This window comes from Alphaproteobacteria bacterium, assembly GCA_033344895.1.
Lineage (GTDB): Bacteria > Pseudomonadota > Alphaproteobacteria > UBA8366 > Aestuariispiraceae > Pacificispira.
In genome coordinates, this window is sequence record JAWPMN010000001.1 from 3613769 (window position 1) to 3628629 (window position 14861).

Consider the following 14861-nt stretch of genomic DNA (forward strand, 5'->3'; position numbering starts at 1 on the left):
ACGGGATTGTCACAGCAATGCCTCCGCAGAATTGGAATTCTCTCTGGGTGATTTCGTCTTAACGACAATCGGCGCCGGACGGTCATTTTGAACCGTCGGCCCGGTTCGATCGCATGGACGGTTCGTCGGCAATTCCGCCGACGGCTTGCCAATTGGGTCTGAAGGTTTCGCCCCAACGGTTCACCAGGGAGCACCGAGATGAACACTATTGTTCGAGACGAACCCGCGTATCCTGTCGCCATCGAGGAGCGTCAGGCGACCGTATACCCGGTCATTCTGTGCGGCGGCAGCGGGAAACGCCTCTGGCCGGTTTCCCGGCACGACTGTCCGAAACAGTTTCAGCGCCTGACGTCAAAACACAGCCTAATCCAGGAAACCGTACTGCGGGCGCGTGATGTCCTGGGGCTCGGTGCACCGATCATTCTCTGCAATGAGGAGCACCGCTTCATGGTTTCAGACCACATGACGGAAATCGGCGTCACCCCGTTTGCGATCGTCTGCGAGCCTGTATCGCGCAACACCGGTGCCGCGATGGCCGCCGCCGCCGCCATTCTGAAGGAGCAGGATCCGAACGGGATCATGCTGGCCATGCCTTCAGATCATTACATCGGCAATGCCGGCGCGTTTGAGGATGCTTTCGCGCGGGCGAAGTCGGCAGCAGGCTGCGGCTTTCTGGTGACTTTCGGGATTGAGCCGACACGGCCGGAAACCGGCTACGGTTACATCGAACAAGGCGGCAGTGTCTCCGGCGCACCGCATGTTTCTTCCATCGCACGTTTCATCGAAAAGCCGACAGAGACCGAAGCGGAGCGCCTGATCTCGGAAGGCGGCTTTCTTTGGAACAGCGGCATGTTCGTCTTCCCGGTCTGCACGCTCTTGAAGGAGTTCGAACGGCTGGCGCCGGAAATTCACGCGGCGAGCCTGGCGGCGGTGGAAAATGCCACGTCGGAAGAGGGTGGCGTCACCCTTTCCGAGGCGGCGTTTGCGAGGTCGCCCGACCTGTCGATCGATATCGCGATCATGGAGCGGACACAGAAGGCCGCGGTTGTGAAGGCTGATATTGACTGGAGCGATATCGGTACATGGCCGGCGGTAAGGCGCATGCGGGCGCCGGACGCGGACGGCAATGTCATCGAAGGCAACACGGTGGTCGAAGATGTCAGCAACTGCCTGATCCAGGCCAACGGTCGCTTGATTGCCGCGGTCGGCCTGAAAGACCTTGTTATCGTTGATACCGAGGATGCGACATTGATCAGTGCGGCGGATCGAACCGTCAGTGTCGATCGGCTGGTCGGTAAACTGCGCCTGTCCGGGCAGAGCGCTGCGGACAAGCATGTTCAGGTCATTCGGCCCTGGGGCACATTTCAGACAGTCGAGCGGGGCGAGGGCTTCCAGGTTAAGCATATCGTCGTGAAGCCCGGCGAGGAACTGAGCCTCCAGATGCATCATCATCGCGCTGAGCACTGGATCGTTGTCGGCGGCACCGGGCGCATCACGCGAGATGGAGAATCGGAACTGCTGCATGAAAACCAGGCGGTTCACATCCCGCTCGGCGCGTCACATCGATTGGAAAACCCCGGCAAGATTCCGTTGCATCTCATCGAGGTGCAGGTCGGATCCTATCTTGGCGAGGACGATATCGTCCGCTTCGACGACCGCTATGGGAGGGCCTGAGCCTATGGTGGATCGGATTCTGGTAGCGGGTGGTGCCGGGTTTATCGGCAGCCATGTGTGCAAGGCGCTGGCGGCAGCCGGCTTCTTGCCGGTCGTCTTCGACGATCTGTCCGGTGGCCATCGCGATGCGGTTCGGTGGGGGCCGTTGGTTGTTGGCGATATCCGGGATGCTGAGGCTCTGGACAGAACCTTTCGGCAGTACCGGCCGCAGGCGGTCGTTCATCTGGCAGGCTTTATCGCGGCCGGAGAGTCGGTCACGGACCCGCAGAAATACTACGATAACAACATTGGCGGCACGCTGGCCCTGTTGGGCGGCATGCGCCGTCACGACATTCAGTCGATCGTATTCTCGTCCAGCGCCGCAGTATACGGCGACGCACAGGAAATGCCGATCCGTGAAGGTGCTGCCATGGGCCCGTCCAATCCGTACGGTTGGACGAAGGCAATGACGGAGGTGATGTTACGGGATTATGCGGTTTACGGTCTGAACTCCGTTTCGTTGCGATATTTCAACGCTGCCGGAGCCGACCCGGATGGGGATATCGGCGAACTGCACGAGCCTGAAACCCACCTGATCCCTCTGATCCTGGAAGCCGTGGCCGGCCTGCGTCCGACCATCGATATTTTCGGCACAGATCATCCGACGCCCGATGGAACCTGTATCCGCGATTATGTCCACGTGGAAGACCTCGCGCAGGCGCATGTCCTGGCCTTGCGCGCCCTGTTGGAGGGGCGTGTCGAGGGTGCCGCTGCCTACAATCTCGGGAACGGGAAGGGATACAGCGTTCATGAAGTCATCGCGGTGGTCGAGGCGGTGACCGGCAGGCGCGTCCCGGCGCGACACAAGCCTGCGCGCGCAGGGGACCCCCCGCGCTTGGTCGCGGACTCCAGTGAGGCGGAACGGATGCTGGGATGGCGCCAGGAGTATTCCGATCTCGAATCCCAGATTGCCCATGCCTGGGCCTTCCTGAGGAAACGCCGTCCCGAACTCATGGAATCCGTCGGTTGACGGAAGGCAGGAAGAGTTATGCGGAAAATCGACCTTCGCTCCAACGTATCGCCCCTTCGAACCATTGTTCGGATTGTCCTGTCGGCGATTGTCGTTGCCGGTCTGACGGCAGCCTGCACCGGCGGTCCAACGCCCACCGGCATGGCGCCTGATGCGGGTAGCTACGAATACAAGCTGGGCGCCGGGGACCTGATTGCGATCAATGTCTTCGGCGACGAATCCTTGAGTGGCGAGCAAAGTCTTGATGGCAACGGCAAGCTGTCGTTGCCACTGGTCGGCGAAGTGCCGGCGGCCGGCCAAACCCCGATGGAACTGCAGTCCACGCTGGAGAAAGAGTTCAGCGAGTACATGCAGTCACCGAATGTGACGGTTCGGGTTATCGAGTATCGCCCGTTCTATATCGTGGGCGAGGTCCGGAATCCTGGCAGCTACTCCTATGTCGACGGAATGACCGTGGTGAACGCGGTCGCGCTTGCAGGCGGCTATACCTATCGCGCGGCGAAGGACGGATTCATCCTTCAGCGTGATCAGGAAAACCTGCTGGCCCGTGACCTGACGCCGGTTCGCCCGGGTGACGTGATCACGGTTCAGGAGCGCTATTTCTGATGCAGCCGATTGAACCAGATCGAAACATGACCCGTCATCGGCCCGACCCGGCGGTCGGGCAGCCGCAGATGTCATATCTCGCCGCGTTTCCGCCGCCTCATGACATCGATCCGGAACCGCAGGACGGCGGATGGGAACTGCTCCTCAAGCTTTGGCGAAGGAAGTTCCTGATCCTTGGAATCGTCGCCGGCTGTGGCGCTGTTGCCGTCCTGGCAAGCCATGGCATGGCACCGCGCTACGAGGCAGAGGCCCGTGTTCTTGTTGGCGGATTGCGTCCCGAAGTGTCGCGCGATGCAGCCGAACTGGAACATGCAACAATGGATTCCGATGCGATCCGAACCGAAGGCCATATCATCGCTTCGCGAACCATGGCCGAACGGGTCTCTAAGTCCCTGGCCTTAAGCAGCCATCCGGAGTTCAACCCGGCCCTGAACCGGGAGCCGTCGATGGTCGAAAAACTTGGCGTCGCGGAGGTTGTCGATTCGATCGTGGAATATGGCAAATCCCTGGTCGAATTTCAGGACAGGGAAGAATCCGCTGGCGGTCGCGGGAAAGCCGATGAAAAGGTGGTGCCTGCCGTCGACATGGAAACCCGCATCGTGTCGAAATTGCTGTCGCAACTGACCGTGGAACCGATGGCGCGCAGCCATGTTCTTCGGATCGGCGTGCAGACCGGAGACGCGGAACTGGCCGCCGATATCGCCAACCGATTTGCGGATGAGTATGTCGTGCATCGCCTGCACGAGCAGGAGGGCGCAATTCGTCGTGCAAACGTCTGGTTGGATGAACGCCTGACCGATCTCCAAACCCAACTTGCGGAGGCGGAGGCCGCAGTCGAGGCGTACCGCCGGAAGAACAACCTGTTCTCCGTTCGCTCCGAAACCGTGATCGGGCAGCAGATGGCGGAACTGAACAGCCGTCTTGTGGCGGCGCGTTCGGACCTGGCGGAGGCGGAGGCCAAACTAACACATGCCGAGGCCACTGCCGGATCGGCCGGGGATGCGGAATCCCTTCCGACGGTTCTGCAATCGCCACTGATCATTTCTCTGCGCACGGAGAAAGCGGGGCTGGAACGCAAGATCGCCGAGTTGAGGTCGGAATACACCGATAAGCATCCCACAATGGCGGCCATGTTGGCGCAATTGTCCGACATCCAAAGTGGCATCGAGGCAGAGATTGGACGCATTGTCTCCAGCCTCCGTCAGGAGGCCGACATTGCCCGTCAACGGCTGCAACGGGTTGATGCGCGTATGGCGGAGGTCGAGTCGCAGATGGGGACGTCAAATGCTCAGACCGTCGAACTGCGCCAGTTGGAACGAGAGGCCGAAGCGACGCGTGCAATGTATGAGAGCCTCCTGATGCGTTCCAAGGAAACCGCCTTTCAGGCCGGTATCCTGGAACCCGGCGCCAAGGTTCTCAGTGCGGCCGTTGTGCCGGGGTCGGCTTCCTTCCCGCCGAAGAAGATGCTTCTGGTGGTCGGACTTCTGGCGGGGGCCGTCATTGGAGTCGTGATCGCACTGGTGATGGAAAAGCTGGACAATACCTTCCGCACACCGGAAGACCTTGAGGATCACACGGGCATCCCCAACCTTGCCGTTCTGCCCCGGGCCACGCGTCGCTGGTCCGGCCTTTGTGACGAAGTCATCCGCCGTCCTCTTTCGCCATATACGGACGCGTTGCGCATGATCTGGGCGCAGCTTTCCCTGGAGAACCGCCAGGGCGATCTGCCCGGCGTGACTCTTTTCACCTCAGCGACATCCGGTGAGGGAAAATCGCACACCAGCTGCAGCTATGCCCGCCTGATGGCCGCCGAGGGCAAGAAGGTCGTACTGGTCGATCTCGACTGGCGTCAGCCGACACAGCACCGGTTGTTCGGTGAGAAGTTCCGACGCACCGACATGCTGGATCTGTTGAATGCGGATGTTTCGCCGGAGGAGGCCGTGTTTGTCGATCGAGAAACGGGTCTGCATGTCATTTTCAACGGGCGGTTGGGGAAATCGCAGGGAAGGGCGGTTCAACTGGATCGTATTCTCGCGCTGCTCCGGACCCTGTCGCGATACTACGATGTCGTTGTGGTGGATACGTCTCCGCTGCAGATAACGCCCATGGTCCTGCATCTGGCCCGCGCCGCGGACAGGGTAGTGATGTGCGTGAAATGGGGCAGCACCCGACGCAATGCCGTGGTCAGTGAAATCCGTAATCTGCTTCGCGTCGGGGTCCATGTTTCAGGAACGGTAATCACCCAGGTAGAGCCGAAGAAGTACCGGCGCTACAGCGAGGGCACCAGCTATTACGCGCGCAATCCGCCGGTATTGCGGAATGCCGCCTAGGGTTGGGTCATGTCCAATATTCGACACACGAATGCGTTGGTTCTGTCGCAGAACTATCATCCGGAACTGATCGGGTCCGGCCCGTACCTGACCGACATGGCCGAGCATATGGTCGCCCATGGCATGACGGTCGATGTGGTGACCAACCGGCCGAACTATCCGGAAGGTCACGTCCCGACCAACTACCGGCATGGGCAGAAGGACTTTGAGATCCGCAACGGCGTCACGATCCATCGATTGAAGCCGACGCTGGCGACCGGGCGTGGCGCAAAGGCACGGCTGATTGCGGAGTGCATGTTCCTGCTGCGCGGATTGCGGGCGCTGATGTCTCTGCGGCGTCGCAACCGGACGGTGGTCGTCTCTCTCTGTCCGTCGATCTTCACCGTCCTGCTGGGGTGGGTGGCGGCCGGCCGGCGGGCCTCTCATGTAGCGCTGGTGCACGATATACAGTCCGGATTGGCGGCGGGGCTCAGTTTCCTGGGCGATGGCAGACTGCTTCGATGGCTGCAGCAGCTGGAAGCATTTGCGCTGAACCGGGCCGACATTGTGCTGGTGTTGTCCGAACAGATGCAGGCGCAACTGCGTGCGATCGGCGTGAGATCGCGCATTGAAATCCTGCCGATCTGGATCGACACGCAAAAGGTCCTGCCGAAACCCGTCCCGCCCTCAAATGAGATCACGCTGATGTACAGCGGCAATTTCGGTCGCAAACAGCACCTTTCTCAGATTATCGAAATGGCGGCCGGATTGCAGCGGAAGCGTAACGGTATACGCATCGTTCTGCGCGGTCAGGGTGGCGAGCGCCTGGCACTGGAACAGAAGGTGCGGGAACTCGGCCTCGGGAATGTCAGTTTCGGATCCCTGGTGTCGCCGGAGGAGTTGGCGGACAGTCTGGGGCAGGCAGATATCCACATTGTTTCCCAGCATCCGGACATTGCTGACTTTGCCGTCCCGTCAAAGGTTTACACGATAATGGCGGCGGGACGGCCCTTTGTCGCGGCCGCTCCTGAAGCAAGCCTGTTGTGGCAGATGAGTGATCGTTCCCGCGCCTTCATCTGTGTGCCATCCGGTGACGTCGAAGCACTGATCGAGACGGTCGACGGCCTGGCGCGGGATCGCAAGGCAAGAACCCGACTTGGGGAAAACGGCAGGAACTACGTCGTTCATAACCACGACCGCAATCGGGTGCTGGATGACTTCATGGGGCTGCTGGACACGGAAGTGGGGGCGCGGCTCGATGCAAACTGATCCAAGACGCGCCATCATCTTCGAATCCGATCCGCGCGGCCACGCCCGCGAATGGATTCGTCATATCCTCTCGGCCGCGGGCCGGCAGGGGGTTCGGAACCGTCTCGTCCTGCTGGTCGCCCGAGACCTGGCCGAAGCGCTGCCAGCGACGCTGACAGGGGGCGCAGATGTCGTCCCCCTGACCCCGATGGAACAGCTTTGGTGCACTTCCGGATCGGCCGTTCAGCAAGGGTTTGCCAAATGGCTGGTGGCGCGACGACGGTTGACCCGGTTAGCGGCGGACAGCGTGTTCTTTCTGGGAATTGATCACGTCCTGGCGCCTCTGGCAGCTGATTGCAGAATGCCCCGCGCGGCCCCGGTATCAGGCATTCTGTTTCGGCCAACCGCGCATTACGACGAGTTTGAAGGCCATGGGGAGACTGTGAAAGGGCGCTTGAAGCAGAAGTTCAAACGGGATCTCGTCCTGCGCGCATTGCGAAATCCGGGTCTGACTTCGCTGATGTCGTTGGATCCCTATTTTCCCGATCATGCACAAAAGACGATGCCAGGCGGAGGCAAAGTCGTTTCCGTCGATGATCCGGCGCCGGAGCGTCTTGCGACGGCCGAGACATTCTGCGGTCCTTTGGAGGACAGAACCCGATTTCTGCTGTTCGGTGAGATCACGGAACGGAAGGGGGCTGTGCAACTTATCGAAGCCTTGAAACAGGTGCCGATAAGTCTGTTGAGGTCGATCGAGGTCACGATCGCCGGTCGCGTCGATCCGCATATTCAGGAACGATTCTATCGCCACCTTCGGGAACTGGAGTGGGGGCGCCCAGAAACGCATATCCGTGTCGAGGACGCCTGGATATCAGATGAAGACCTGTCGGCACTTCTGACACAGACGGATGTCGTCCTGGCGCCCTATCAGACCTTTGTCGGATCCAGCGGTGTTCTCATTCGCGCTGCGCAATATCGAAAGCCCGTAATCTGCCAGGAATTCGGGCTGTTGGGACAGTTCGTCAGGGATTTCGGCCTGGGTCTCGCGACGGATACATCCGATCCTTCAAAGCTGGCACAGGCGCTGGAACTGGCGGCAAAAGATCGCCTGCTTGGCGCCGCCGGCGCCGCCCGCTTCGACGAATTCCTGAAGGGTCGGGACGCCAACCGCTTCGGGAACCAGGTGCTTCAGGCAGCGTTATTCCGCTCGCGTCTCGAGGGGGAACTCGCAAGCCTGGACGCGTTTGCAATCGGACAGAAAAAAATGGTCACAGCGGGTCCCCGGTTGGTCACACGATCGGGCGTCCACCGTGTGAAATGATACGGCCTGAAACGACACGACAGTTCAGAGGAGATTGCGATGTATGACCGTCCTCACAATGCGACGGCCGGCACTGCTGTCGCGGGTCGTCTCGACCGCGGAACTGCCGGGCGGGTGAAGTTCGCACAGGACCCGATTTCCCGAGTACAGATCGTCCGCAGCCTTGCGCTGACGGATTTTGGATTTGTCCTGACGCTGGCGCCTCTGGCATTCGGGATGACGAGCTGGAACGGGTCACTTGACGGATTTTCGATCCAACTGCCACTGGTGGTTCTTGCTGCCGTTTTGACCGTCTTTCTGAACGGTCACACAGGTTCATACGATCCTCAGAAGGTCATGCGGGCCGGCACGACAGTGCCGCGTGTGGCGCTGGTTTGGGGGGCGGTCGCCCTATCCGTATTTGCTGTCGGTGTCGCTAGCGGATCGGTTGGATTCGCATGGACACCCTGGCTTGCGCTCTGGGCGGCCTCCGTTCTGGCAACCCTGTCCGGTACGCGTCTGATTTTCTCGGCGCTGGCGACCCGCTGGGCTCTGGAGGGTCGTCTTGGTGAAAGGGTCGCGATTATCGGCGATCCGCTTCATGTCCGACGTCTGTATGCGCGCCTGGCCCGATCCGAAGAAGGGGCGGCCCAGATAGTCGGGCTTTATGGAGATCGTACCTCCGGCAGTACGACACTGGGGGCGGTGAGGGGCGATTGCGACGACCTTCTGGCCGACCTTCGTGCGCAGCCCGTGAACGCGGTCATCATTGCGGTTCCGGAAGATGAGCCGGATCGAGTTGCGGCGCTTCGGGCGCGCCTCAAGGAGGCGCCGGTCGATGTCCGTCTGTGTCCCGGCGGTCACGCAATGCTGGATACCGGGTATGAGGTGGCTGAAACCGGCGGTGTGCCGCTTATGGAGGTCGGCCGGCGGCCGCTTGCCGGTTGGCGGCGTATCGTGAAGGACTTTGAAGACCGGGCCATTGGTGCACTGATCACGTTGTGCATTTCACCGGTCCTTCTGGCGATCGCGATCGCCATCAAGTTGGACAGCCCGGGGCCGGTTTTCTTCAAACAGCGGCGGACGGGATACAACAATCAACTGATCGATGTCCTGAAGTTTCGGACCATGTTCGTCGACCGCACGGATGCCGACGGCAACCAGCTCACCCAGCGGGACGATCCACGCGTCACCCGGGTCGGCGCGTTCCTGCGTCGATGGAGCCTGGACGAGTTGCCGCAGTTTCTGAACGTGCTTCGTGGCGACATGTCCATCGTCGGCCCGCGCCCTCACGCACTTTCGGCCAAGGCGGCGGGCAAGCTCTATCGTGATGCGGTGCCGGGCTATGATGCCCGTCACCGGGTGAAGCCGGGCATTACCGGTCTGGCGCAGGTCAACGGCTGGCGCGGGCCAACGGAAACGGAGCGGCAGATCCGGAAGCGGGTTGAGCATGATATCCGCTACATCGAAAGCTGGTCGCTGTGGCTCGATCTCAAGATCATCTTCGTGACAGCCTTTACGGGGTTCAAATCAGAGAATGCTTTCTGAAAACGAAGTCGTGACGGACACCGGCACGATGACCCATGTGACGCAGTCCAATCTGAAACGCGTGCTCTGGATTACTTGGGTGACGCCCTTTCCGGAACGGGACGGGCAGAGGATGTATTCCGGGCGACTGATCGATGCTGTTGCCCGGGCTGGAGCCTCTGTCCATGTCCTGTGTCTGTCCGACGAGGGTGCGGAAGGCTGGGGATCTGCGCCGCCCGGCAACATCACCTGGCATACGGTGGATCGCGGCAGAAGAGCCCGCTGGCGCAGTGTTTTCTCCAGTTTGCCAAGCATGGCCTATCGCGCCGGCGGGCGTGAAATGGACAAGGCCCTGACCATCATGCTGGCCGGTCGCAACTGGGATGCCATCGTGCTGGACGGAATTTCAGCCGGATGGGCTCTGCCGATTGTCCTTAAAATGGTCCGGGGAAGACAGGTTTCCGGTCGTGCGCCGAAGATCATCTACGTCTCGCACAATCATGAGGCTTCGACCCGACGGGCCGTAGCCAGGTCTTATTCCGGCAATCCCGCAATCTGGATTGCGCTGAGTCGCGATGCCGAAAAAACCCGTCAACTCGAGAGGCGGGTGGTTGAGGCGTCCGACATTGTGACCGCCATTACGAAGGATGACGCTGAACGGTACCAGCAGGACCATCCGAAACGGAACATTCTGGTGCTGACACCGGGATATGGCGGCCATCGTGTCGACCGTCGGAATATCACCCGGTCGACGCCGCGCAATGCCGTCATTGTCGGTAGTTTCGAATGGGTCGCGAAGAAGATGAACCTGAAGGCCTTTCTGGACGCCGCTGATCGGAAGTTCGCGGATGCCGGTATCCAGTTGACGCTCGTCGGGCGCGGCGACCGCGATTTCCTGTCCGAACTGGGACGGAACAGTCGCTGCGTGAACGTGATCGGTGAGGTTGACGATGTCACCCCGTATCTGGAGGGTGCACGTGTTGCTGTCGTACCGGAAAGAACCGGCGGCGGATTCAAGCTGAAGCTCTTGGACTATGTCTTCCACCGGGTGCCGATCTTCGCGATGGCCGGCAGCCTCAGCGGATCCCCCTTGATGTCAGGGCGGTCTGCAATGGAGTTCGGAAGTTTCGAGGAACTGACCGATGGCGTGGTCAGCGCCATGGGCGATACCGACCGTCTCAATACCTATCAGAACCGCGCCTTCGAGGCGTGCCAAAGCGAATTCGACTGGGAGGATCGCGGCGCCGCGCTGGTTCGGGCAATTGCCGCCTGATGTCGTACGTCACGCTCCCTGAAACGCGTTCGACCGCATCTGTGGACATGGCGGACATCGCGCTATGCCTGCTGTTTCTGATCGGGATCTATCTCGGGATTGCTCTGCCGCTTCCCGGCGGAATCCCCCTGCCGGCGGTGCTGGCAGGATTGGCCGGTCTGCTGCTGTTGGCGCGCCATGTCGCAGCCGTTCGATCGAACCATGCCTTGACCGCAGGATGCGCCTTGGCGGCCGCGTTTTTCTCAGTCCTGTTTTCCGCGGAAGTCACCCTGATCGGCGAAAAGTTCAAGGGCTTCGTGCAGTTAACCTATTCGCTGATGGTGGCATTCGGATTCTTCCTGGCGGCGCGGCGCTACACGCGACGTAGCTTCGCGGCGGTGTTCCTTGTCCTCACAATGACGATCCTGACAGGCAGTGCCCTGGAAACCTTCGTTCCAGCTATGAAGGCCGTCAGTGACGCATTCCGAGGGTTTGTGTTCGATGCCGGTGTCTATTCCGCGGACCAGCGCGATCTGGCGCTCTATGGTCGCGTTCGGCCGAAATTCTTCACCTCCGAACCGTCCTTCATTGCCTTTGGTTACACGCTATTTGCGTTCTGCTGGTACGTTCTGTCCCGGCAAGCCGGCAAGATCGTCTGCTACGTCGCTCTGCTGGCGATGGGATATTTCCTGATCCGGGGGCCGACGATCCTTCTGGGCCTTGCGCTGATCCCGATCTACGAAATCTTTCTGGCCTCCCGTCGGCGCATGAATGCGGGGCACGCGCGCCTTGACCTCAGCCGCGCAGCCGTCGCAGCCGTTGCGACCTGCCTGTTGGTGGGGTTTGGCGTCCTGATCGGCTGGGAAGTCCTGGAACCGCGTATTGAGGGCATTATTTCCGGACGCGATCCCAGTTTCTTTGCCCGAATTCTGGCACCGTCGCTGATCGCACGGGATGTCCTGATCCAGTTTCCGATCGCCGGTGTTGGTCTGACCGGTTGGGAAGTGCTGGAGGAACGGATTGTCCAACTCTACGCAACCACGGACCATTTGGCCTATGACGTGCAATTCGACGGCGCGTCGCAGTCCCTGACCAATTACTTCTGGTCCCTGTGGATCTTCATGGGACTGTTCGGCGGGCTGGCCTTTGTCATTGCCATGAGTTGCCTGCTGCGACATCTGGGCGTTCCAAGTCTGGCCTTCTGCTGGGGCGTCTGGATCGTATTCGGTCAAGCAGCCGGCGGGTTCGTCACGCCGCGCACCTGGGCGGTACTCGTGCTCGCCGCCTTGATATCCGTTCTGCATGAGAAGCGTCGCCGTCTTCCGGGTCAGGTGCCGCGCCGGCTTGTCCTGCCCGCAGAGCCCCATTTCGCGCTCCCGTCGCCGGGGCATCGGCCCTCGCACCCGGGAGGGATGTCGCGATGAGGGTTCTTCATCTCGGCACGTCCGATACGCGCGGCGGGGCGGCGCGCGGCGCCTACTTCCTGCATCAGAAACTTCAGGAGATCGGTGTCGACTCTCTCATGCTGGTGGGCCGGCAGTATTCCGACAGCGAAAGGGTCGTTCAGTTGGATGGGGCGCTGGCCCCCGTGACAGAACGGATCCGCGGCCGATTGGATCAATTGCCGCTGCGGCGCTACCGAAAGACCAGCGAATCCTTTTGGACGACGGGGTGGCAGCCGCGCCGCCTGAAAAGCGTCATCGCCAGGCTTCAGCCGGATATCGTCCACCTCCAATGGACCGGGGGCGGGTTTCTTCCAATTGAGGCGATCCAGGACATCGAGGTCCCGGTCGTCTGGACAATGCGGGACATGTGGCCCTTTACCGGGGGCTGCCATTACACGTCCGGCTGCACGCGGTATTCCGCCGGATGTGGCCAATGTCCGCAGTTGAGGTCCGAGGATCCGGACGACATCAGTCGCTCGCTTGCCCGCCGCAAGACCAGTGCGCTGCAGCAATCAAATCTATGGCTCGTACCGATCAGTGGATGGCTGGCGGATTGCGCCCGGAAAAGCCGTGTTCTGAGCGATGGCCTTTTCCCTGAGGAGCGGATCAAGGTCATTCCGAACGGCATCGATACGACCCGGTTCAGGCCGATCGACAAAAGAGTGGCCCGCCAGGAAATGGACTTGCCTGAGAATGGCCGCTTCATCTTGTTCAGCGCCCTGAATGCCTTGAGCGACGAACGAAAGGGGTTCGGCCATCTGATAACCGCATTACGCCAGCTACGCAGCGCGACCGACCCTGAGCCGCCTGAATTGCTGATCGCCGGTGATGTCCAGCCCGAAAAACTGCCGCGGCTGGACGTGCCGGTTCGGTTCCTGGGTACAATTCAGGACAATGACCGGCTGCGAACGGCCTACGCGGCGGCAGATTTGGTGGTCGCCCCATCTTTGCAGGAGGCGTTCGGCAAGGTTCATGTCGAGGCCATGGCCTGCGGCACACCCGTGGTGGCATATGACAGCGGCGGTCCAGGGGAAATCATCACGCATCGGGAAACCGGTTATCTCGCCACGGCATTCGACGAGAGCGATCTGGCGGCCGGAATGGACTGGTGCCTGGATCCTGAACGAGATCGAGGCGCCCTGTCGTCGGCAGCGCGCCACAGAGCGGTGGTGCATTACGACATTGCCGTCATCGCCGCGCGCTATCGGGCGCTATACGAAAACATTCTCAGGAGGTCCAAATGACGCCTATCGCCCGACGATCCCTGCTGTCCGGCGCGGCGGCAGGGGCAACAGCATTCGCGGTGGCCCATCAATCGATGGCTGCTGGTCCGGCTCGGGCCCACGACAGCACGGAATTCGGCCTCGTTGGCGACGGGGTCGCGGACGATACGCTGGCGCTCCAGAAGCTTCTGGATGCAGCGTTCGACGGACAGGATGCAGGGCTGATCCGTATTCCGGCTGGGCGCTACCGCGTGACCGCGCCGCTCCATGTCGAAACGGCCGACCGGCCGGATGGCAATATTACCCATCCGGCTGGGATTGTCGGCGAAGGGGCGGTTCTGGTTTCCGAAGTGGAACGCGACGCGCCGATCATGTCCCTGGATGTTAAGGCAACGTTGCGGTTCATCCGGATCGAAGGGGTCTCGTTCGAAGGAAATGGCAAAGAAGGGGCCGGACTGCGTGTCTCTTGTCAGAAACGTGGCGCCTACTTCTACAATTTCAGTTTGCGAGACTGTGTAATCGAGGGGTGTGGCGGTTCAGGCCTGGAATTGGTTGGCAACATTTTCGAGGGCCAGATCTCGAACTGCTACTTTCGCGACAACGGGCGGCACGGTGCCTATTTCGCGCATGGTGCCGAAGACACGGTTTTTTCAGCGGTACATTGCTTCGGCTGTGTCTTCGGTGGAAATGCAAGTGTCGGGCTCCTGCTGAAGCAGGGGGCGACCGATGTAAGCTGCTACGGCTGCTACTTCCTGCTCAATGGGATCCATGGATTGTCAGCCGATCACGGCATTACGCTTCTTTCGCATTGCGGCTTCGAAAACAACCATCAGAACGCTGCTTCTTTTGATGAGGGGGATTACGGAATTCGGTTGTTCGTTGCAGGAACGCTGGTGGGCTGCACCGCATACTCGATCTACAGGCAGAAGGGCCTGCTTCGCGGATACATTACCAACGAATTGACCATGGTCGGCTGCCAGGGGGCCGGTTCCGGCGACGCCGATGACGCTGGGCTCGCGGATATCGACGGGGACGGGCGGGGCGCCGCAACGCTGATCGGCTGTCACGGCAGGGTCAGGCAAGGCAGGGGCATTGCCCGGAACAAGATTGGCCGAAGCGGTGTTTCCGTCGGGGGGGGCTGGGACAGTTCGAACCAACTGTCACTGGGCGACTATCATCTTTGGGTCGATGCCGATGGTCAGCTCCGAATTGTCCGGGGACGCCCTGAAAGCGACAAGGATGGAAGCGTGGTCGGGGCGTAACGCGGG

At 60.8% G+C, this 14861-nt stretch carries 11 protein-coding genes; all 11 read left to right on the forward strand.

Translation table 11 applies throughout. The annotated features are described in order from the left end of the window. The first annotated feature begins 198 nt into the window (after positions 1-198). The gene (locus R8L07_17415; GenBank protein ID MDW3207321.1) at positions 199-1674 is read left to right on the forward strand and encodes a mannose-1-phosphate guanylyltransferase/mannose-6-phosphate isomerase; all 1476 of its coding nucleotides are present in this window, start codon (positions 199-201) and stop codon (positions 1672-1674) included. Between the two features lie 4 nt (positions 1675-1678). Next, positions 1679-2683 carry a UDP-glucose 4-epimerase GalE gene (gene galE, locus R8L07_17420; protein ID MDW3207322.1) on the forward strand — a complete coding sequence of 335 codons (1005 nt, stop codon included), beginning with the start codon at positions 1679-1681 and terminating at the stop codon, positions 2681-2683. Positions 2684-2701: 18 nt separating this feature from the next. Next, positions 2702-3289 carry a polysaccharide biosynthesis/export family protein gene (locus tag R8L07_17425; protein ID MDW3207323.1) on the forward strand — a complete coding sequence of 196 codons (588 nt, stop codon included), beginning with the start codon at positions 2702-2704 and terminating at the stop codon, positions 3287-3289. A 68-nt stretch (positions 3290-3357) separates the two neighbouring features. After that, positions 3358-5619 carry a polysaccharide biosynthesis tyrosine autokinase gene (locus R8L07_17430; protein MDW3207324.1) on the forward strand — a complete coding sequence of 754 codons (2262 nt, stop codon included), beginning with the start codon at positions 3358-3360 and terminating at the stop codon, positions 5617-5619. Between the two features lie 9 nt (positions 5620-5628). Next, positions 5629-6867, forward strand: a complete 1239-nt coding sequence (locus tag R8L07_17435) for a glycosyltransferase family 4 protein (protein ID MDW3207325.1) — start codon at positions 5629-5631, stop codon at positions 6865-6867. Beyond that, positions 6857-8167 (forward strand): glycosyltransferase, encoded by a 1311-nt coding sequence (locus R8L07_17440; protein MDW3207326.1) that lies wholly within the window; start codon positions 6857-6859, stop codon positions 8165-8167. The genes R8L07_17435 and R8L07_17440 overlap by 11 nt, the downstream gene beginning before the upstream one ends. Before the next feature lie 39 nt (positions 8168-8206). Continuing rightward, on the forward strand, positions 8207-9694 hold the full coding sequence (locus R8L07_17445) for an undecaprenyl-phosphate glucose phosphotransferase (GenBank protein ID MDW3207327.1): 1488 nt from the start codon (positions 8207-8209) through the stop codon (positions 9692-9694). Further along, entirely contained in the window at positions 9684-10946 is a 1263-nt protein-coding gene (locus R8L07_17450; protein ID MDW3207328.1) for a glycosyltransferase, read from the forward strand. Before R8L07_17445 ends, R8L07_17450 begins: the two co-directional genes overlap by 11 nt. Then, entirely contained in the window at positions 10946-12349 is a 1404-nt protein-coding gene (locus R8L07_17455) for a hypothetical protein (GenBank protein MDW3207329.1), read from the forward strand. Before R8L07_17450 ends, R8L07_17455 begins: the two co-directional genes overlap by 1 nt. Then, positions 12346-13614, forward strand: coding sequence for a glycosyltransferase family 4 protein (locus R8L07_17460; protein MDW3207330.1), 1269 nt, complete (start codon positions 12346-12348; stop codon positions 13612-13614). The genes R8L07_17455 and R8L07_17460 overlap by 4 nt, the downstream gene beginning before the upstream one ends. Further along, entirely contained in the window at positions 13611-14855 is a 1245-nt protein-coding gene (locus R8L07_17465) for a glycosyl hydrolase family 28-related protein (GenBank protein MDW3207331.1), read from the forward strand. The genes R8L07_17460 and R8L07_17465 overlap by 4 nt, the downstream gene beginning before the upstream one ends. The last annotated feature ends 6 nt before the right edge of the window (positions 14856-14861 follow it).

Bases quoted from the DNA above. Each gene is read 5' to 3' on its own strand.
- R8L07_17415 (MDW3207321.1), top strand. From the start codon at position 199: ATGAACACTATTGTTCGAGACGAACCCGCGTATCCTGTCGCCATCGAG.
- galE (MDW3207322.1), top strand. From the start codon at position 1,679: ATGGTGGATCGGATTCTGGTAGCGGGTGGTGCCGGGTTTATCGGCAGC.
- R8L07_17425 (MDW3207323.1), top strand. From the start codon at position 2,702: ATGCGGAAAATCGACCTTCGCTCCAACGTATCGCCCCTTCGAACCATT.
- R8L07_17430 (MDW3207324.1), top strand. From the start codon at position 3,358: ATGTCATATCTCGCCGCGTTTCCGCCGCCTCATGACATCGATCCGGAA.
- R8L07_17435 (MDW3207325.1), top strand. From the start codon at position 5,629: ATGTCCAATATTCGACACACGAATGCGTTGGTTCTGTCGCAGAACTAT.
- R8L07_17440 (MDW3207326.1), top strand. From the start codon at position 6,857: ATGCAAACTGATCCAAGACGCGCCATCATCTTCGAATCCGATCCGCGC.
- R8L07_17445 (MDW3207327.1), top strand. From the start codon at position 8,207: ATGTATGACCGTCCTCACAATGCGACGGCCGGCACTGCTGTCGCGGGT.
- R8L07_17450 (MDW3207328.1), top strand. From the start codon at position 9,684: ATGCTTTCTGAAAACGAAGTCGTGACGGACACCGGCACGATGACCCAT.
- R8L07_17455 (MDW3207329.1), top strand. From the start codon at position 10,946: ATGTCGTACGTCACGCTCCCTGAAACGCGTTCGACCGCATCTGTGGAC.
- R8L07_17460 (MDW3207330.1), top strand. From the start codon at position 12,346: ATGAGGGTTCTTCATCTCGGCACGTCCGATACGCGCGGCGGGGCGGCG.
- R8L07_17465 (MDW3207331.1), top strand. From the start codon at position 13,611: ATGACGCCTATCGCCCGACGATCCCTGCTGTCCGGCGCGGCGGCAGGG.